General features: G+C 41.1%; 20 protein-coding genes and 1 pseudogene. 6 read left to right on the top strand and 15 right to left on the bottom strand.

Annotated elements, in window-relative coordinates; translation table 11 throughout:
• Positions 1 to 45: 45 nt before the first annotated feature.
• Positions 46 to 1,572, bottom strand: a complete 1,527-nt coding sequence (locus N5J47_RS06360) for an esterase-like activity of phytase family protein (protein ID WP_279960338.1) — start codon at positions 1,570 to 1,572, stop codon at positions 46 to 48.
• Between the two features lie 178 nt (positions 1,573 to 1,750).
• Here N5J47_RS06360 and N5J47_RS06355 point away from each other — a divergent pair.
• Positions 1,751 to 1,858 (top strand): annotated as a pseudogene (locus N5J47_RS06355) (HPP family protein); the annotation flags it as partial.
• Positions 1,859 to 1,952: 94 nt separating this feature from the next.
• On the opposite strand, the gene N5J47_RS06350 reads toward N5J47_RS06355, so the two are convergent.
• Both N5J47_RS06350 and tsaD read right to left on the bottom strand, forming a co-directional pair.
• A complete protein-coding gene (locus tag N5J47_RS06350) occupies positions 1,953 to 2,450 on the bottom strand; it encodes a hypothetical protein (protein ID WP_279960280.1) in 498 nt (165 codons plus the stop codon).
• Positions 2,451 to 2,631: 181 nt separating this feature from the next.
• Entirely contained in the window at positions 2,632 to 3,639 is a 1,008-nt protein-coding gene (tsaD, locus tag N5J47_RS06345; protein WP_279960282.1) for a tRNA (adenosine(37)-N6)-threonylcarbamoyltransferase complex transferase subunit TsaD, read from the bottom strand.
• 145 nt (positions 3,640 to 3,784) lie between these two features.
• On the opposite strand from tsaD, the gene rpsU reads away from it, so the two are divergent.
• Together rpsU and N5J47_RS06335 are read left to right on the top strand one after the other, a co-directional pair.
• The gene (gene rpsU, locus N5J47_RS06340) at positions 3,785 to 4,000 is read left to right on the top strand and encodes a 30S ribosomal protein S21 (RefSeq protein ID WP_004652785.1); all 216 of its coding nucleotides are present in this window, start codon (positions 3,785 to 3,787) and stop codon (positions 3,998 to 4,000) included.
• A gap of 23 nt (positions 4,001 to 4,023) precedes the next feature.
• Positions 4,024 to 4,470 (top strand): GatB/YqeY domain-containing protein, encoded by a 447-nt coding sequence (locus tag N5J47_RS06335; protein WP_004677044.1) that lies wholly within the window; start codon positions 4,024 to 4,026, stop codon positions 4,468 to 4,470.
• Between the two features lie 55 nt (positions 4,471 to 4,525).
• On the opposite strand, the gene N5J47_RS06330 is transcribed toward N5J47_RS06335, so the two are convergent.
• From N5J47_RS06330 to N5J47_RS06285, 10 genes are all read right to left on the bottom strand, one after another.
• Entirely contained in the window at positions 4,526 to 5,248 is a 723-nt protein-coding gene (locus tag N5J47_RS06330) for a hypothetical protein (protein WP_279960283.1), read from the bottom strand.
• 58 nt (positions 5,249 to 5,306) lie between these two features.
• Positions 5,307 to 5,666: a hypothetical protein gene (locus N5J47_RS06325; protein WP_279960284.1), complete on the bottom strand. Its 360-nt coding sequence runs from the start codon at positions 5,664 to 5,666 to the stop codon at positions 5,307 to 5,309.
• Between the two features lie 44 nt (positions 5,667 to 5,710).
• A complete protein-coding gene (locus N5J47_RS06320) occupies positions 5,711 to 6,076 on the bottom strand; it encodes a GFA family protein (RefSeq protein ID WP_279960285.1) in 366 nt (121 codons plus the stop codon).
• Positions 6,077 to 6,094: 18 nt separating this feature from the next.
• Positions 6,095 to 7,477, bottom strand: coding sequence for a M48 family metalloprotease (locus tag N5J47_RS06315; RefSeq protein ID WP_279960339.1), 1,383 nt, complete (start codon positions 7,475 to 7,477; stop codon positions 6,095 to 6,097).
• A gap of 182 nt (positions 7,478 to 7,659) precedes the next feature.
• Positions 7,660 to 8,247, bottom strand: coding sequence for a 1-acyl-sn-glycerol-3-phosphate acyltransferase (locus N5J47_RS06310; RefSeq protein WP_279960286.1), 588 nt, complete (start codon positions 8,245 to 8,247; stop codon positions 7,660 to 7,662).
• 105 nt (positions 8,248 to 8,352) lie between these two features.
• On the bottom strand, positions 8,353 to 9,318 hold the full coding sequence (locus tag N5J47_RS06305) for a D-glycerate dehydrogenase (RefSeq protein ID WP_279960288.1): 966 nt from the start codon (positions 9,316 to 9,318) through the stop codon (positions 8,353 to 8,355).
• An 18-nt stretch (positions 9,319 to 9,336) separates the two neighbouring features.
• Complete coding sequence (locus tag N5J47_RS06300; protein WP_279960289.1) at positions 9,337 to 9,984, bottom strand: hypothetical protein; 648 nt, start codon at positions 9,982 to 9,984, stop codon at positions 9,337 to 9,339.
• Between the two features lie 305 nt (positions 9,985 to 10,289).
• On the bottom strand, positions 10,290 to 11,339 hold the full coding sequence (locus tag N5J47_RS06295; protein ID WP_279960290.1) for an NADP(H)-dependent aldo-keto reductase: 1,050 nt from the start codon (positions 11,337 to 11,339) through the stop codon (positions 10,290 to 10,292).
• 80 nt (positions 11,340 to 11,419) lie between these two features.
• On the bottom strand, positions 11,420 to 12,778 hold the full coding sequence (locus tag N5J47_RS06290; protein WP_279960291.1) for an LLM class flavin-dependent oxidoreductase: 1,359 nt from the start codon (positions 12,776 to 12,778) through the stop codon (positions 11,420 to 11,422).
• Between the two features lie 347 nt (positions 12,779 to 13,125).
• Positions 13,126 to 14,853, bottom strand: a complete 1,728-nt coding sequence (locus N5J47_RS06285) for a glutamine--tRNA ligase/YqeY domain fusion protein (RefSeq protein WP_279960293.1) — start codon at positions 14,851 to 14,853, stop codon at positions 13,126 to 13,128.
• A 168-nt stretch (positions 14,854 to 15,021) separates the two neighbouring features.
• On the opposite strand from N5J47_RS06285, the gene N5J47_RS06280 reads away from it, so the two are divergent.
• From N5J47_RS06280 to nfsB, 3 genes are all read left to right on the top strand, one after another.
• Positions 15,022 to 15,531 (top strand): peptidylprolyl isomerase, encoded by a 510-nt coding sequence (locus N5J47_RS06280; RefSeq protein ID WP_279960294.1) that lies wholly within the window; start codon positions 15,022 to 15,024, stop codon positions 15,529 to 15,531.
• Positions 15,532 to 15,552: 21 nt separating this feature from the next.
• Positions 15,553 to 16,269 (top strand): UDP-2,3-diacylglucosamine diphosphatase, encoded by a 717-nt coding sequence (locus N5J47_RS06275; RefSeq protein ID WP_279960295.1) that lies wholly within the window; start codon positions 15,553 to 15,555, stop codon positions 16,267 to 16,269.
• Between the two features lie 106 nt (positions 16,270 to 16,375).
• Entirely contained in the window at positions 16,376 to 17,029 is a 654-nt protein-coding gene (nfsB, locus tag N5J47_RS06270) for an oxygen-insensitive NAD(P)H nitroreductase (RefSeq protein ID WP_267979061.1), read from the top strand.
• Positions 17,030 to 17,120: 91 nt separating this feature from the next.
• On the opposite strand, the gene N5J47_RS06265 is transcribed toward nfsB, so the two are convergent.
• The gene (locus N5J47_RS06265) at positions 17,121 to 17,981 is read right to left on the bottom strand and encodes a DMT family transporter (protein WP_279960296.1); all 861 of its coding nucleotides are present in this window, start codon (positions 17,979 to 17,981) and stop codon (positions 17,121 to 17,123) included.
• 79 nt (positions 17,982 to 18,060) lie between these two features.
• Entirely contained in the window at positions 18,061 to 18,498 is a 438-nt protein-coding gene (gene hfq, locus N5J47_RS06260; protein ID WP_279996965.1) for an RNA chaperone Hfq, read from the bottom strand.
• Positions 18,499 to 18,550: the final 52 nt, after the last annotated feature.

Below are 18,550 nucleotides of genomic sequence, written 5' to 3'. Positions count from 1 at the left end.
CCAAATAAAAAGCCATCAATTGATGGCTTTTCTCATCTCAAAAATTTACGGTATTGCTTTTAAATCCAATCCATCAATAATATATAAAGTATTACTGTCAATTTTTTTCTTATCCTGATCTAAATATTTCTGCTCCAGAACACCATTGGTTACCCATAGTGCAAAGTCATCATCATTGATTAAACCTAAACGCTTATCATCAATCAGCCACAACCCTTCCATTTTATCATGAGGGAATTTGACTTTCTCAATCATATCTAAAACCAGCGTTTTTGTTGGGGGTAAAATACCCTGTGTTTTTAACCCATCCCAACCTTTTGCTAAAACATATTGTTCTAAAGTCTGTCCATCAATGGTTAAACCCAGTTTAGCATCCTGTTTAATCTGAGCTGTTTCAGCAATATCTTCTAAATTGGTTGCATTACGCAAATCAATTTTATAAACACGTTTAAAAGCACTTGGATTATCTCGATAAAAATCCCCATCTCGCTCTAAAACTAAAAAGCTGGTATTACTTAAAGCTGTAATTGCAGAGTTGGAATAAGCTTTTGCTCCACCTTCCTGTTTATATAAATATTGCTTCACCTTTTTAGTTTCTAGATCAATAGTTACAATACGGGTTAAGTCTGATTTATTGACTGCTGTTGTTGGATTATCCATCGTGGATTGCATAATCCCCACCAAGGTTTTCCCATCTGGCGTAATGGTTAAACCTTCCATACCACGATTCGGGCGACGGTTGGCAAATTCCGCAGGCAGTAAATAGCCACCAACACGGCGGGTATCTTTTTCAAAAGCATTAATACGGTCTATTTCTACACCATTGGCATCATAATGAACAATATGTGGGCCATATTCATCACTCACCCAAAAGCTACCATCTTTCATGGCAACCAAACCTTCTGCATCTAGACCATATTCATCTGTTTGACGGCTTAATAATTTGCCATAAATGTCGTAAGCTGCTTCTTTGGTTGCACCAAAATTGGCATTAGGTAGGCCCGAAATATTTTGCCCATTACGATCCTTAAGTAAAATTTCCTTAATCTTTTTCACTGTGCCATTGGTTTGTACTTCAAATAGACCAATACGCGGCACATATGCTGGATCAGGGAACATCTTGCCATTGTCTTTATTTAAGTTGTAATCGGCATTGGGGCCTCGATCTGTAATGGCATAAAATTGGTTTTTATTGGTTGGATGTGCCACTAGATCAGAACCGAAACCACCCTGTCTAAACTCAATGGTATTGCCCGCCTTTGCTCCATCTGCAATACCTTTCAGATGATCCATCACCTGATAAGTGAGCTGCACACCCCGAGCGAAAGCATTTTCTGTGATACAACTCGGCGTGGTTTGCTGAATTTCATCAGTCTCTAAAATTCCATTATTATTTTTATCTTGCCCTGTCAATTTAACTGTTCCACCCAACCAGCAATCCCGATCACCAAAGTTTAATGTCTGCTCGGTACTTAACATTTTTGCTGTATTTTGATTATCATCATGGTCACTGCCACAGCCCATTAATGCCAAACTGGTAAGAATTGAAATCAATAATACTTTTTGCTTCATCATAATAGCTACCCCATAAAATTACTGCTGTAGCCTAATCTTCCGAAATGACAAAACCATGACTATTGAATGACAATTCTTAAAATCATGTGATAACTGACCAAGCTTTTAATTAGGGTCTGTTGACATTTAAAACATGTACCTTGTTATCTCGCTCTTTTAGTGAGCCTTATCAGTTTCAATTGCATTGGTGTGTATTGCTTACTTAGTCAATAATCTTAAATCAGAGAAGAAATGGTCTGTGTATGAATTGGCTTTTATCCATAGTAAAAACAATCTTGAATAAATTGCTATCATTCTTCTTATTATTCAGATATTAAATTAAATCTCGATGCAGAAAAATAAATTTTCTCTGCATCAATTTTTTATTTTAGAGATTATCAATATTCTTTTGCCAACTTTTCCAATGTGATGAGCATTTTTTTCACGACAGCTCTTTTATGTTGCAACATATTCTTGATATTAGCTGGATTGAAACCTGTCAGTTTTGCAATACCTCGGCTGGTCATGTATTCACCCGTTTTTTCAAAGTGCTTTTCACTTAACTCTGTTTTGGCATTAGAGAAACGAACTGCCAGCTTATAGTCATTAAACTCAGACCAGGCACCCGTTTTATATTCCTGAAAATCAAATTTATTCTGATGATCAGGTTTGTCCCGAAGAATATTGTTCAAGCGATTGACCACAATTTTTTCTTCACTGTCTTCTATCAATTGATAAAGTTCAGTCTCCTCAAAAGTTCGCCCTAAAGAAATATCCTTTCTAAACTGTTCAATCACTTTATCATTTTTTTCTTTATTTTCATTAGATTGAATAAGATTCAGAATCTTAAACAAAGACTCTAATCGACCACAGGTAAAAACATAAGAAATTTTCAACTTCTGAACTCCGCTAATGAGTTTTAGCTCATCAAAATAAATAATTTATCCAATACTTTAACACAATAGCGTTGACTCCAAGCCATTGCCATCCATATAAATAGTGGTTTGATTTTTAAATAAAATAAGAACGTAAACCGACCTAAAGCCTATCAACCAACAAGAATCATCAATTCCATTTTCAGGTTGGTTGTAACTCAGTCATCGGCCATCTTGGTGTTGTGGTGACAGCCAAACCATCATGCTGCCCAGCCTTTAAACGTTGATAACCTGCGAACGCAATCATTGCGCCATTATCGGTACATAAGGCAGGTTCAGCATAATAAACCTGTGCCTTAATCTTTTTCAGTGAGGTTTCCAATTGCTCACGTAAACGCAAATTTGCACTGACCCCGCCTGCAATCACCAAACGTTTTAAACCTGTTTGCTTTAAGGCTTTAACCGATTTTTTAACCAATGTATCGACAATTGCTTCCTGAAAAGAGGCAGCAACGTCAGCATCACGGTTTTCTTTACCCAGTTTTTTCAACTGCACAGAAACCGCTGTCTTTAAACCACTAAATGAAAAATCCAAACCTTGATGTAACATTGGACGAGGGAACTCAAATGCTAAAGCATCGCCCTGCAATGCCAGTTTTGCGATGTTTGGTCCACCTGGATAAGGCAGCTTCATCATTTTAGCGACTTTATCAAAGGCCTCACCTGCCGCATCGTCAATCGACTCCCCCAGTAATTCATATTGACCAATGCCATAGGCTGCCATCAACTGTGTATGTCCGCCTGACACCAATAACGCAACAAATGGAAATTCTGGTGGGGTCTCTGAAAGTAATGGTGCGAGCATATGCCCTTCCATGTGATGCACACCAATTGCAGGCTTATTAAAGGCAAATGCTAAAGTACGACCAAACAATGCGCCTGTCATCAAGGCACCCATTAGCCCAGGTCCACGCGTATAGGCAACTGCATCAATCTGTTTTTTCTGAACACCACTTTGCTCAAGTAGTTGATTGATCAGGGGAATCACTTTACGAACATGGTCACGTGAAGCAAGTTCTGGCACAACACCACCATATTCAGCATGCAGTTTGATCTGGCTATATAAAACCTGTCCACGCAAGCCGAGTTCACTGTCATAGAGTGCCAACCCAGTTTCATCACACGAAGTTTCCAAGCCCAAAACAATCATTTAACTGCCTTTACATCGTTTAAAAATAATGTCGGGGCTATTATAGACTTGTGATCTGAGTTGTAAATGAGTAAAATAGTGCACTTCACTTGTGATCTGGCGTAATGGTACGTTAGGTCTATCCCATCATCTTAGAGGATTTTACATGCCACAAGTTAAATTGAAAGAAGGCGAACCAGTAGACGTAGCTATCCGTCGTTTCAAGCGTTCATGCGAAAAAGCGGGTGTTTTAGCTGACGTTCGTAAGCGTGAATTCTATGAAAAACCAACTCAGGAACGTAAGCGCAAAAAAGCTGCTGCAGTTAAGCGTTATCAAAAGAAATTGACTCGCGAATCTGTACGTACTACTCGCCTTTACTAATTAATTTGTGATTGACTGCTGATATGACCACTTTAAAAGACCAGATTACCGACGTATTAAAATCATCTATGCGTGCCAAAGATATGGCAACGGTAACGGTTATTCGTGGTGTACAGGCAGCAATTAAGCAAATCGAAGTCGATGAACGCATTGAGCTTGATGATGCTCAGGTTCTTGCGGTCATTGAAAAACAAATTAAACAACGTAAAGAATCGATCAAGGCCTTTTCTGGCGCTGGTCGAGATGATTTAGCTAGTAAAGAACAAGCCGAAGTTGAGGTTATTTCTCAATTTCTACCAGCAGCTATGACTGAGGAAGAACTTGATTCTATCATTGAGCAAACGATTGCTGCTCAAGAAGCTACTAGCATGAAAGATATGGGTAAGGTGATGAATTCTCTACGTCCGATCATAGCCGGGCGTGCCGATCCTGCACAAGTTTCTGCCAAAATTAAAGCAAAATTAAGCTAATTTGCTTAACCATCCCTTTTATATAATCTACTGAATTAAAAAATTGGATTCATTTTTAACAATGAACCCATATACCGTCATGTCCGACAAAATAAGTATGATGATCCTCAACTTCAAGATTATAAACTGACCTTGTATAAGGTTGAGGGCATGTGCGTACTTCAAAAAAATCAAAATATTCTTTTACAACTTTAATATTATAGTTCCCCACCATCATAGATATTTTATCAGAAAAATTATGTTCTATATCACTATGATATTCATACCTATAACTTTCATTTGTTCTAAAAAGATGTTCAATGTAATAGTATTCCAGTTTATCATGACTAAAATCAACTAAGATTTCTGGTCTATCATTCAAAATATCAAAAATATCTCCAACATTCTTATTATTCGTTCTCAATACTTCCTGTATACCGTCAACCTCAGCTAAATCTCCATTATTTAATACGACTTGTGATCCGCCAATAATATTCTCTACTGGAAGCCATTTGTCGATGATGTTTCCATCCTCATCTTTTACTACCCAAATTAAATTACCACCTGCCAAATATAATATTTGGGCTTGAAGATCAGACATAGGATTTTTAATATTGTAATAACAAAGTTGAAAAATAATACTATCAAGTGAAGAAGAAATATTTAAAACAGATTTATATACCATTTCTTCTTCATTATTCTCAGAACGAGACAAAACCCGATCCCCAACCTTAATTTCCTGAATTGGAACTAAACCTCTTTCGGTATGTACCAATGTCCCTGCAACAAATCCTGTCATTTTTATTCTCTTATTTTAAACTGGATTCATTTTTAACAATGCACCCAAAGTCTTTCTATTATTTAAAATCACACTGAACATTATATTTGGCAAGCATCTGCATCTCTTTAGACTCAACCACTTGTTTAATTAAATCCTGCTTGGTCATACTTGCATATTGTGCTGGTAGTGATGAACGGTTTTGTTCAATCGCACCTGACATATCCTGAATGTAACGCTGGTTAATGCCACAATATTTAGCTTGTTGCTCAGGACTAAATTGAGAGAGCTGAGGGTCTAGGCTACGTAAGAATCCGCGCAAATCCTGCGCATAGGTTTCCCTAATTTTATCTACAGCATTGACATATTGCTCAATGGATGCAGCAAAACTGTTCCCCATACAACCAGTCATAAAAATAAAAAAAATAAACTTCTTCATAAATCTTTTAACTTCATCAATGAATATGACTTACCACCATCATCTTATCGTAATTCAATAAAACTTGGTTTATGTTCAGTAAAAAATTCTTCTTGCGGTGCTGGAAGATTCCCCTCAGTTACCGTTCCCAAACGCAAACGGATGATATTAGGTAAATCGGTACGATAAGAATAAATTGGACTGGCACAATGTTGGCAAAATACGCGGGCCTTATTTGGAGTATGAAAATATTCCTTGAGTTGCTCCTGCCCTGATAAAAATTCAAATTTTTGTTGATCTATAGGGCTATTCCATCCTGCAATGCTGCCCTGTGCCTGCTGACAATGTTGGCAATAACACAAAATACTATTTTCGATTTCCCCATGATATTGATACTGCACTTCCCCACATAGACACTGCCCTTTAATCATTTCTATTTTTCCTAATTTTTAAATTTTCATACGGCGATCATCTTGCATCTGTTTCAAGCGCGAGTCAATTTTTGCTGACATTGCCAAGTTACCTTTTGCCAAGCGTTGGGCATGTAGCATGGATTTAATCGCATTTTCTTCATAGCCAGACCAATATTCAGCTTCCGCACGATAGCACAGCACATTTACCGCTTGCAGTGGTGAACTTTTATCAAGATTGGTCGCCTGCTGTAAAAGCTGCCATCCCTCTATATCACGCTGATTTTTTCTGATAAAGCGCTGTACCAGAGTTTGTGCCTGATCAATCTTGCCTTGGCGGATTAAGACCTCAGCCAATTTATAGGATAAAGCTCGATTTTCAGGCATGGTTTTTTGTAGTAAACTGATGCTGTCATATGCCTGATCGAACTTGTTTTGTCCCAGATAAATATCGGTTTGAATCAGGGGAACCAGAATATGCGACTTTAATTTTACCTTAACCAGATCAAGGTTGGACTGTGCCTGAGCATAGTCTCCCTGCATCAGATAAAACTTGCTAAGCGCCAATAAGCCCGCGATATTCTTCTGATTGGCAAGCGCCTGTAACTGGATTTCTGTCGCCTGATTTGAAACAACCTGGGTGTACCATTTTAATATGTCAAAATCGAGGTCATAGATTTTAGACTTGACTTGAGGCAACTGATTGGCACGTAACCGCGCCTCACTCATACGTTCTGTGGTGAGTGGATGGGTAAGCCAGAAATCAGGCAAAAAACTGACTCGACTGGTTGCCCGATGCATAGTTTCAAAATAATCAGCCATGCTTTGCGGATTGTAGCCTGCCGCGTACATAAACTGCATGCCGATACGGTCAGCCTCACGTTCCTGATTCCGACTATAGCTGAGTTGCTTGTCCATTAAGGCAGCTTGCGTTCCAAGCATGACAGCAGAGCCTACATCACTATCTGACTGTGAGGCAATCGCGGCCCCGACAATAATACCAGCCAAGGCCAATAGACCCTGTCCCTTAAATGCCTCTTGCGAACGGCTATAATGTCGTTGTGCGACGTGTGCAATCTCGTGCGCCATCACCCCTGCAATCTCATCAAGATTTTTTGCTGAGGTAATGAGTCCCGTATTGAGTGCAAACAAGCCACCTGGTACAGCAAACGCATTGATCTGGGGGTCTTTGATAATGACCAATCCAATCGGTTGCCCTAGTTGGGTTTGACTTAAAATACCTGAGAATACCTGTAGAAACTGATCTTCCAGCCATGCATCCTGAATGGTGGGCATCTGGCGATGCACTTCACGATATACCTTTTCACCAATGAGCTTTTCTTTTTGTTGATCAAGCAAACCAATACCGCTTCCAATATCAGGCACTTCTGTTTGACCCATATTTTGTGTAGGCAAAAAAATCTGGGTATGGCTGAGTTGGGTGGTGGCAAAAAGGCCACATGCGAGCAATAAAGATCTCAAGTGGTTTCTCTAAGGTATGAATAAAAAATGACTATAGCATTGAAAATAGGAGAAATTTGCAACGAAGTGTTATAAAAGGCAGGAAAATCCCACCTTAGTTTATATTTTTGAAATCAACCAAATTATTTATTATTCGCATAGCGTTGGTCAACGCTAAATTTTTCAGGATGCTTTGCATTGATTTCAGCATAAAATGCCATGATTTCAGCCATATCCTGTTCATAGTTTCCTGTTGGGTAGATCATTTTTCCAACTCCTGTTTTTTTCTTGGCATAGTCCATATAGGCTAAAGCAATCGGTACGCCTGCCGTCATGGCGACATGGTAAAAACCAGTTTTCCACTGCTCCTGTTTTGCCCGTGTCCCCTCTGGTGTCACCAGCATTACCAATTTAGGATGCGTTTTAAACAGGTCACTCATCAGTTGGACCATGCTTGGACGTTCCTGTCCCTCTTGCTTCACACTACGGTCGATCCCAATACCGCCCATTGCACGGACAAAAGGCCCAAATGGCAGTTTCATGTAGCTGTCTTTAATGGTTAGACGTACATTGACACCTAATGCTTTCAATGCCAGACGCGCATATAAGGCATCCCAGTTACTGGTATGCGGGGCGGCAATCATGACACACTGATCCACATTCAGGTCCCAGTGATTATCCAGTTCCCATCCCATTAAATTTAAACTTTTCTCAGCCAATTTCTCAAACACAAGCAAACACCCCAAAGACAAATTACAAAGGGCGCAAGTGTAGCAATATTCACCAGTTTAAAAAGATGGCGTAGATGAATAATTCAGCAATCAAGTTGTAAGCATTTATTCGAATTTTGGATTAACCAAATAGCGTGGGACACGGTCTTCCAAGGCATCAACTAGATTTTGGTAGGCCAGATTGACCATTTTTTTGCGTGTTTCGACAGTGGCTGAACCAATATGTGGTGCAGTCACAACATTTGCTAGGTCAAATAATGGAGAGCTTTGTAATGGTTCTTTGGCATATACATCCAAACCCGCAGCAAAGATTTTATTTTTCTGCAATGCATCAATAAGCGCACTTTCATCAACCACCGAACCACGCGCAATATTGATGAATACAGCATGTTTCTGCATCAGGTCAAACTGTGCCTCCGCAATCAGGGCCTTTGATTCATGGTTTAAGTCAACTGCAACCACAAGAAAATCGGACTGCTGCAATAGTTGGTCTAAATCACGATATTGCGCATTGAATGCCTGAGCCACTTCAATTTTTTCACGGCGGTTATGGTACAGGATATTCATGTTAAAGCCATAAAAACCACGTCGGGCAATGGCTGCACCAATATGGCCCAGACCAATAATCCCCAGCGTTTTACCGAACACATCCACACCAAATTGTTCAGTCGAAACGGTGCGTTTCCATTGCCCCTGTTTGGTCCATGTATCCAGTTGTGGAATCTTACGTGCTGCACTCAGAAGTAAACTAAAAGCTAAATCGGCGGTAGTTTCAGTGAGCACATGCGGGGTATTCGCCAGCCAGATTTTTCGCTGATTTAGATAATCGACATCATAATTGTCATAACCAACGGAGACGGTCGAAATAATCTTGAGCTTTTGTGCGGGAGCTAAATTACTTTCATTGAGTAAACGTCCTGCACCAATCATGGCATCAGCATCAACCACTTCAGTACGGATTTGCTCATTGATCTCACCCAATTTTGGGTTGAGCACCACCACCTGATAATTTTGCTGTAACTGTGCTAAAACATCTTGGTCTATTTGGCTAAATACGACAACTTTCTTCATTGTTGGAATTCCGCTCTTTTATTGCATCAGTTGCCACAGTCGTCTTTTTAACAAAGGCTGGGCAATCATTTCTTCTAAACTTGCTAAATGTAGGATATTAGAGTGCTGGATAAAATCGAGATGACCTAGACATAGAATCTTTTTATTCATGGCTGTCGCATCCAGAAAACCCTGAATGTAGGAGGGCAAGCCACGGCTTTCCTGAAAATCAGCCAATGGAAAAGGCCATTTTAACTCGGCATACTGCCCCAGTTTCGCTTTCTGGATATTTTGCCAGAGTTGTTGCTGTGCTTCATTGAATCGACTGCTTTCCACCAGGATTGCACAGCTTTCCAGAATATACATTTGCAACTCAAAGCTTTGAACCTGTGTTGTGACAATAACCTGCTCTTTGTCAGACATCATCTCAACAGCTTTGGGTTTCACAATGATTTCAGCATTATTCCGCGGTTCAACCATCGTGATCGGCTGAACTGGTTCATGCTTTATTTGCAGCTCAGGCTTGTTTTGTGCTGGCGTTTCGAATTGAATTGGCAAGGACTGAATCTGTTCAGCCTCTTGATCTCGCCATAAGCTCGGCGCGGTATTTTTTTCGCATACGACTTCTCGAGGAATCCAAACATCTATTCCCAAAGTTGCCAATATGTTTCGCTGCCGCCCGATCATCTTCGCTATTTATTCCTTTCATCTATCAGGATGTGTAATGTTAAAAGTATTTATAACATAACGTTCAATTCCTCATAGTCTAGCATAAACCACTCCACCCTAAATGGCTTGCTTTTGTGCAATCACATTAATCCCTCTATTTTACCTCTCCCTAGCCCTCTCCTATTAGGAGAGGGAATATCATAAATATAGTAAGGTCTCTCCCCCTTAGGAGAGAGACCTTATGAGTGAATACGAATCAGCATACTTTATAGGACACCACAAGAAACCCTTAAAAAAGTTTCTCACTGCTTAGGCTATTTACACTAAGGTGCTGGATTCGGATGGGATAAATGAATCTGCTCAATTGCTTGAATAATTTCATCATCCAGTTGCACATCAATACTGTCAATATTGGTTTTGAGTTGCTCCAGATTGGTTGCACCAATAATATTACTGGTTACAAAGCGTCGGCTATTCACATAGGCCAGCGCCAGTTGTGCAGGGTCTATGCCGTGCTGCCTTGCCAGTTCCACATAACGCTGGATGGCATTTTCAGCCGCCTGACCTTTATAACGGGCAAAACGTTCCCATAATGTTAAACGTGCACCAACAGGCTGTGCACCATTTAAATACTTCCCTGTCAGGGCACCAAATGCCAAAGGAGAATAGGCCAGCAAACCAACCTGCTCCCGAATCGAAACTTCCGCATTACCAATTTCAAAACTACGGTTTAATAAGTTGTATGGGTTTTGGATTGAAACCACACGCGGTAGACCCAGATTTTCAGAATACTTTAAAAACTGGCTGACACCCCACGGCGTTTCATTAGAGAGGCCAATATGACGAATTTTCCCCGCTTTTACTAAATCAGCCAAAACCGTTAAGGTTTCCTGAATGGGAACTGTGTCTTCATTTTCAACATGGCTATACCCTAACTCACCAAAATGGTTGGTGCTACGGTCTGGCCAATGCAGTTGATATACATCAACATAATCGGTCTGGAGTCTTTGCAGACTCTCATGCAATGCCGCCTCAATGTTGGCACGATCCAGCTTGGTTTGTCCCGAACGGAAATGGCTCGCCTGAATTAATTTTCGTGATGGACCAACCACTTTGGTTGCGATTAGCACTTGATCACGTTTTTTCGACTGCTTTAACCAAGACCCTATGTATTTTTCCGTTAAGCCCTGAGTGTCTAGTTTAGGTGGTACTGGATACATTTCTGCGGTATCAATCAGATTCACACCACGCTCTACAGCATAGTCGAGTTGGGCATGTGCTTCATCTTCCGAGTTTTGCTCGCCCCATGTCATTGTTCCCAGCGCAATCACACTGACATCTATATCAGTTTGACCTAATTTTCTATATTGCATATTTCACTCAAATCATTGTTTTCAGTTCAATGGTGACAAGTTGCCACCATTTTTCAAGGCTAGAAATGTTTAGCTTAATCTTAGCTTGCCTTATGTTGTTCAGCAGCTTGTCGAGCCAACACATATTGATTTTCTGGACGTGCCAGACCTAAATTTTCACGCAAAGTTGTACCCTCATATTGGGTACGGAACAAACCACGACGTTGTAATTCAGGTATAACCAATTCCACAAAATCATTCAAACCTGCTGGCGTACTTGGTGGCAAAATGTTAAAGCCATCCGCCGCTTCATTTTCAAACCATTCCTGTAACTGATCAACGATTTGTTCAGGCGTACCAATCAACTGCCAGTGCCCACGAGCACCTGCCACCCATTCATACAGTTGACGGATACTAAAGTTATTTTTCTTGGCAATATCGGCAATGAGGGCTGGTCGGCTCACCATGCCCTGTCCCTCACTTAATTCAGGAAATGGACCATCCAGATCATATCCCGAGAAATCAAAGCCACCACTTAAACCACTCAATAATGCCAAGCCTGCTTCTGGATGGATTAAATCAGTCAATTGTTGATATTTTTCCCGTGCCTCTTCCTCAGTCCGTCCAACAAATGCGGAAACCCCAGGTAAAATCAGAAGCTCATCAGGTGATCGTCCATATTTCGCCAAACGGCTTTTCACATCACGATAAAATTCCTGTGCATCTTCCAGTTTTTGATTGGCGGTAAAAATCACCTCGGCATAACGGGCTGCCAGATCACGACCTGGTCCAGATTGTCCTGCCTGAACAATCACAGGATAGCCCTGTGGTGTACGAGGTACATTCAGCGCACCCTTGACTGAATAATATTTACCTTTATGGTTCGGGTTATGAACTTTCTCAGCATCATAGAACACACCTGATGCTTTATCGTGAATGAACGCATCATCCTCCCAGCTATCCCACAGCTTTTTAATCAGCTCGACATATTCCTGCGCACGTTCATAACGTTCTGCATGTGGAATCTGTTGCTCGTAGCCAAAATTGGCAGCGGCTGCTTCCGAGGCAGAAGTCACCACATTCCAGCCCGCCCGACCATGACTCAAATGATCCAGTGAGGCAAACTTGCGTGCCAGCAAATAAGGCTCTTCGTAGGTGGTGGAAGCTGTTGCAATAAACCCAATATGCTTTGTCACGGTGGATAATGCGGCAAATAAAGTCACAGGTTCAAAGCCAGCAACCTTGTCGCTCAACCCAGTTTTTTCAGCCTGTCCAAAATTCACTGCCAAACCATCCGCCAGAAAATAGGCATCAAATAGACCTTTTTCAGCAAGCTGAACTTGTTCCTTGATAAAATCAAAATCTACCGCTTTTGAGGGTTGGGATTCTGGATGTCGCCATGCCGCAACATGCTGTCCAGTTGCGGGAATAAAAGCACCCAATCGAATTTTTCTACTCATGTCTTGCTCCAAATTTGTTGTTAAAAATGCAATCAAAGATTCACCTCTAACATTACAAATTAGATGCCATATGTTTTTATATTTTAAATCAATAATTTATATAAATTAAAAATTTTCCATGTTTTTCACTCAACAGAATTTTGTTGAGGCTATGTTGGAAAATCAACAGTTTTACAAATTATGGATAAATTGAAGTTCATCAAGCGCAAAAATACGGTAACAACCTATATTTTGTTGAATAAACCCTTTTATGTTATTTGAATATGTTTATCTCCAATCAATTACAAAATAAAAAACCGAGTTAATCGCTTAACTCGGTTGACTGACTACCCATTCTTGAATAGGTGTTATTTCTTCTCGACCTTGAAACTATCCTTTAAGTCAAGAATACGGTTAAACACAGGTTTTGCAGGAACATGATCATACTGGTCTGCCACAAAATAGCCTTCACGTTCAAACTGGAAACGGTCTTCTGGTTTGGCCTGTGCCAAGGCAGGTTCAATCACCGCCTGAACCACCTTTAAAGATTCAGGATTTAAATGTGCCAGAAAATCATCATCGGCATCAGGTGCAGCTTCTGTAAATAAACGCTCATAGACACGTACTTCGGCTGGAATACCTTTTGTTGCCGATACCCAGTGAATCACGCCCTTAACCTTACGTCCCTCAGGATTCTTGCCTAAAGTTTCAGGGTCAATTGAGCACTTCAATTCAACCACTTCACCATTGGCATCCTTAATGATTTCATCACATTTAATCACATAAGCATGGCGTAAACGTACCTCACCCTCTGGAATCAAGCGTTTGAAACCTTTTGGTGGTACTTCTTCAAAGTCTTTACGGTCAATATAGATTTCACGTGTTAATGGAATCACACGCTCGCCCATATCCACATTCGGATGACGTGCATGGGTTAAATCGAGTTCTTCTGGCAAATTGGTGAGCGTCACTTTTAAAGGATTCAACACTGCCATACCACGTGCTGCCGCATTTTCTAGCGATTGGCGGATACAGAACTCCAGCATTGCCACATCCACAATACCATCAGTTTTTGACACACCAACACGCTTACAGAAATCACGCAAGCCCTCTGGGGTAAAACCACGACGACGCATCCCCACCACGGTTGGCATACGCGGATCATCCCAACCATGAACATGATTTCCCTCAACCAGCTTACGCAACTTGCGTTTAGAGGTGATGGTATAGTCAATGTTTAAACGCGATGATTCGTATTGGCGTGGCACAGCCTGAGAGTGGACTTTCTCAACCACCCAGTCATAAAACGGACGATGGTCCTGAAACTCCAGGGTACAGAGTGAGTGGGTAATACCCTCAATTGCATCAGACAATGGATGAGCATAGTCATACATTGGATACATTTTCCACTTGTCACCTGTCTGGTGATGTTCTGAGTGCAACACGCGATAAAGGATTGGATCACGCATGTGTACATTCGGGCTTGCCATATCAATTTTGGCACGTAAAACCGCTTTACCCTCACCTAACTCACCATTACGCATCTGCTCAAAACGAGACAGGTTTTCTTCCACAGTCGCATCACGGTATGGCGAGTTTTTACCTGGCTCCACAAAGCTACCGCGGTTCAACTTGATTTCTTCAGGTGTCTGTAAATCCACATAGGCATCACCCTGTTCAATCAATTGAACCGCCCATGCATAAAGCTGGTCAAAATAACCAGAAGCATAGCGAGGCTCACCATTCCAGTGAAAGCCCAGCCATTTCACATCGTTGGCAATCCCATCGACATATTCCTGCTCTTCAGCATCAGGGTTGGTATCGTCAAAACGCAAATTACATACGCCGTCAAACTCTTCGGCAATTCCAAAGTTCAGACAAATCGCCTTTACATGGCCGATATGCAGATAACCATTTGGCTCAGGTGGAAAACGTGTCACCACTTTCTGGGTGCGGCCATCTTTTAAATCATCGGTAATCACCTGACGTACAAAGTCCAAGCCTGCCTGTTGTTCTTGCTGCGCAGCATCGACAGAGGCATGAGTATTCGGTGTCGGGGTCTTTGGCAGTTCTGAAACAACATCATTTGGCTTCATAGGGTGTAAATCACTTCTTACGGTTAAAAAAATAGAACATAAAAACGCAATCTTTGCTTTTTATCAAAGATTTTAACGTTTTTTACTTGCCTTGTAGTTTACAGTTTGCTTATGCTTCTCTCAACCAAAAACCCATGGTCACAAGCCCATGTTTAGGAGATTAATGTAATGAGTTTTCCTCAAGTCGAATTAAATACCAATAAAGGTCGTATTGTTCTTGAGCTTAACGCTGAAAAAGCGCCAAAAACGGTTGAAAATTTCTTAGAATATGTACGTGACGGTTTCTATGACGGTGTGATTTTCCACCGCGTGATTGATGGTTTTATGATCCAGGGCGGTGGCATGGACGAGAACTTCAAAGAAAAGGCAACCCGTGACTCAATCGAAAATGAAGCGGACAACGGCTTAAGCAACGATGAAGGCACCATCGCAATGGCACGTACCCAGGCGCCTCACTCTGCATCTGCCCAATTCTTCATCAACGTTAAAAACAACGCTTTCCTGAACCACACAGCGCCAACCGCACAAGGCTGGGGTTATGCAGTATTTGGTAAGGTTGTTGAAGGTATGGATGTTGTAAGCGCAATTAAAGGCGTGCGTACAGGTAACCGTGGTTATCACGCAGATGTTCCTTTAGAGAACGTTGTGATTGAATCTGCTAAAATTATCTCTGAATAATTTGATCCAACAGGATTCTTTGTGACCCATCTGTTTATATCAGATTTGCATTTGTCACCTGATCACCCTCGACTGGTTCGGGGGTTTTTAGACTTACTAAAACAATATCAATATAAAAACACCCAGCTCTATATTTTAGGTGACTGGTTTAACGCATGGATTGGGGATGACTACACCGCCCCTTGGCTGGATGAAATCGTTCAGGCTTTAAAAGAGTTCAGTCATGCAGGCAATCAGGTTTATTTTCAGGTCGGTAATCGTGATTTTGTTTTAGGAAAAAATTTCCTCAAGCAATTTAATGGAATCCTACTCCCTGATGTCTATACGCTGGAAATTAACCATCAAAAATTCCGTCTGGAGCATGGCGATGCCCTATGTACTGATGACATTGCCTATCAACGCTTTAGAAGCGTAATCCGCAATCCAGTTCTGCTGGGTTTATTGAAACGAACCCCCTTAAGTTTTAGACAGAAACTTGCCAATGGTTTCCGTAAAAAGAGCAGTGAAACCAAACAGCTCAAAAATTATGACATCATGGATGTGAATGCCCAGGCTGTAGAATCAGTGATAGAACAGGTGGATTTTTTAATTCACGGTCACACCCACCGTCCAGAAATTCATTTGTTGGGCAATAAACAACGTATTGTTTTGGGTGACTGGCGAGCAGACTCTGCATGGATTCTAGAAATTAACGAACAAGAAAATAGCAGCCTGGATTTTAAAAAGTGGCTCTATTGACCTTTGCTCCATTCGACTTTTATCTATATTCAAATCACATTTAGACACTTTTCCTACCTGATAGATCCAGTAAAATAAACTGATTTTTTTATTTGGTTGATAATAGATGGATTCCCTACATACCGCAAAAACACGTTACACCACCAAGGCATACGATGCGAGTAAAAAAATTCCAAAAGAACAGTTTGAAAAATTATTAGAAATTTTACGTTTTAGTCCTTCTTCCGTGAATATTCAGCCCTGGCATTTTCTGATCGCAGAAACAGATGAGGCAAAACAACGTATTGCAGCAGGTTTAACAGGTGGCTATGCCTATAATGCCGCAAAAGTGCTCAATTCTTCACATACCCTGGTTTTCTGTACACGCACCGATATTTCTAATGAATATCTTGAGCAGTTACTTGAACAGGACCATAACAGTGGCCGCTTTAAGGATGAGGCAGCAAAGCAGGGACAACGAGATACCCGTTCGGGTTATGTTGAATTTTACCGTAATGAACTCAAGAATCTTGCAGCATGGATGGAAAACCAGACTTATATTGCACTTGGACAACTGTTATTCGCCGCAGGCCTTGAACATATTGATGCCACACCAATGGAAGGCTTTGACAGAAATATTATTAACCATGAATTTGGTTTGGCTGAAAAAGGCTTGAAAGCCTCCGTGATTGTAGCTTTGGGCTATCGTAGTGAAAATGATTTCAATGCGAAGCTACCCAAATCACGCCTTGCGGATGATGTGATTTTTACCCGTTTATAATTATCATAATGATTGTGGTTGTTTGTAAGGGCAGATTAACTATCTGCCCGAATTAAAATGTGGTGTTCTGATGGAATGAAACCATTAGCCGCTACAACATCATCGCTTTTGCCAAACACAATACAGCCAGTACTCCACAGACCAGGCCAATCCATGTATAGGCTTTAAGCCTTTCCCGAAACAGCACCACCCCACTGATTACCCCAAAAATCACCACAAGAATGTTCATACCCGCAAACACAATTGCTGGTGTGTCTTTCAGCATCATGTGTGCCTTAACATACAGGGCAATATTGGCAAAATTGATTGCACCAAGGACTAGACCTGCAAAAATATTCTTGGGCTGCCAATTCGGCTGGGTGATGGAGAGATAGGCAATTGATAAAACAAATGCCATAATAAAGGTGAGATTCAATGTGACTGCAAACTGTAGGCCCAGACTACTGCTATATTTAAGTAAGATATCAACCGCAGCATAGCCTGCCCAGACACAAAACAGAAACAGGGCAGATTTTAGATTTAGGCCTTGTGTGGCTTTCTCCGCCGCCTGCCCAAGAATAATCGCCAAAATTGCCACCACACCCAAAGCAACACCAATCAGCTTTAACTGGCTAAACTGCTCACCAAATATAAAATAGGCAGCCAATAAAGAAAGGATCACTGCCAAACGCTGCGCAATTTCTGTTTTCACAATACCCGCAAACTGCAATGACTTGGCTAAACATAGAAAGATGCTAGGTAACAACACCGCCAAAATTAAAATCAGCCACCACGGCGTATGCTGCCATGAAACATGGGTAATATCCGTTTTAAACCAATAAGCGCATAACACACTTGCACTTAAATAGTTCCACGCAATCATTTGCCAAACATCAAAACCTTTTTCTTTTAGATATTTCAGCAAGATTGACACAATGACGCTGCAACAGGCAGCCGCAACAATAATTTCCATGAGATGTATTCTAGCTTTTTAGACACAAAAAAATGCCAGTCTGAAATAAGACTGGCATTTTTTAAAGAACATCAATCAATTAACGATTATTTTCGTCTTCTTGACCATCTTCAAATTTAGTTTCGCCGTCGAAGCCGCCTTGACCACCGAAGCCGCCCTGATGACCGAAGCCACCTTGACCACCGAAGCCGCCCTGACCACCGAAGCCACCACCTTGACCACCGAAGCCACCACCTGTAGCCTGACCACCACCAAAGCCGCCAGCAGCACCTTGTGCAGGGAAACCACCAGTGCCTTGAGCACCAGCTGGACGTGGGTTGCGTGCAGGAACGACAGTAGAAATCGCATGCTTATAAACCATTTGGCTTACTGTGTTTTTAAGTAAAACCACATATTGGTCAAAAGATTCAATATGCCCCTGCAATTTAATACCGTTCACAAGGAAAATAGAAACTGGAATACGTTCTTTACGGAGAGAATTTAAGAACGGATCTTGTAAAGTTTGACCTTTAGACATTTTTAACTCCAAAAAATTTTAAATCAGCGCAAAAAAACTATCTTTATTTTTT

This window comes from Acinetobacter sp. GD03645 (assembly GCF_029845285.1).
In the GTDB taxonomy this organism is placed as follows: Bacteria; Pseudomonadota; Gammaproteobacteria; order Pseudomonadales; family Moraxellaceae; genus Acinetobacter; species Acinetobacter corruptisaponis.
This window is presented reverse-complemented; position numbering and strand designations above follow the sequence as displayed.